This is a genomic window from Roseovarius roseus (genome assembly GCF_043355935.2).
Classification (GTDB): domain Bacteria; phylum Pseudomonadota; class Alphaproteobacteria; order Rhodobacterales; family Rhodobacteraceae; genus Roseovarius; species Roseovarius roseus.
In genome coordinates this window covers 1-1,069 of sequence record NZ_JBHFPE020000056.1, presented here as the reverse complement: position 1 = coordinate 1,069, position 1,069 = coordinate 1, and the positions used below count along the sequence as shown (strand labels likewise).

Here is a 1,069-nt window from a genome sequence, read left to right as displayed (position 1 = left end):
GCAATTTGGGGGCTGCGCGCATGGCCATAACCTCTCACCAGCCCTACTTCCTGACGTGCTATGGCGCAGAGTTTATCGCCAAGAAGGTGCGCGCCTGGATCGGTGCCGTGGGCGCAAAAACCGCATTCATCACCCCCGGCTCACCGTGGGAGAACGGCTACTGCGAAAGCTTTAACGCCCGCTTCCGGGATGAGCTGCTCAACGGCGAGGTCTTCACCACGTTGCGCGAGGCCCAGATCCTGATCGAACGCTGGCGTCGTCACTACAACACGGTCAGGCCACACAGCGCTTTGGGGTACCGGCCGCCGGCGCCCAAGAGCATCGTTCCGATAGACCAAAGACCGACCATGCACTAACAATCAAACTGGACCACTCGATGGGGGCAGACCAAAATCCTGGGCGACATGAAGTACAACTACGACTTCTGGTACCAGCCACGCCACAACATGATGATTTCGACCGAATGGGCCTCGCCCAACACCTTCATGCCGGGCTTCGATCTTGAGGATGTGGCAAGGGGCAAATACGGGCAGCACATCCATTTCTGGGACTTCAAGAACCGCAAGGTGGAGCAATCTATCGACCTTGGCGAGGAGGGGATGATCCCGCTGGAGGCCCGGTTCCACCACGATCCCGACAGCACCCATGGCTTTGTCGGCGCGGCGCTGGCATCGAACATCTTTCATTACCACAAAGACAACGGCAAGATCGAGGTCAACAAGATCATTGATGTGCCCCCGGTGGATGTCGAGGGATTTCCGGTCCCGATGCCGAGCCTGATCACCGATATTCTGGTGTCGATGGATGACAGGTATCTCTACTTCTCGAACTGGCTGCACGGGGATCTGAGGCAGTACGACATCTCCGATCCGTTCAATCCCAAGCTGACCGGTCAGGTCTGGATCGGCGGGCTGCTGGGCAAGGCGCATGAGGTGAACGGCCGCACCGTCGACGGCGCGCCGCAGATGATCCAGCTGTCGCTTGATGGCAAGCGGCTCTACGTCACGACGTCGCTCTTCTCGACCTGGGACAACCAGTTCTACCCGTCGATGAAGGACAAGGGCGGTAT

1 protein-coding gene and 1 pseudogene are annotated in these 1,069 nt (G+C 58.8%); both read left to right on the top strand.

Annotated features, from left to right (window positions below):
* The coding region (locus tag ACEWPL_RS19425; RefSeq protein WP_420744407.1) for an integrase core domain-containing protein at positions 1 to 356 on the top strand (356 nt) is incomplete at its 5' end.
* Between the two features lie 18 nt (positions 357 to 374).
* Positions 375 to 1,069 (top strand): annotated as a pseudogene (locus ACEWPL_RS19420) (selenium-binding protein SBP56-related protein); the annotation flags it as partial.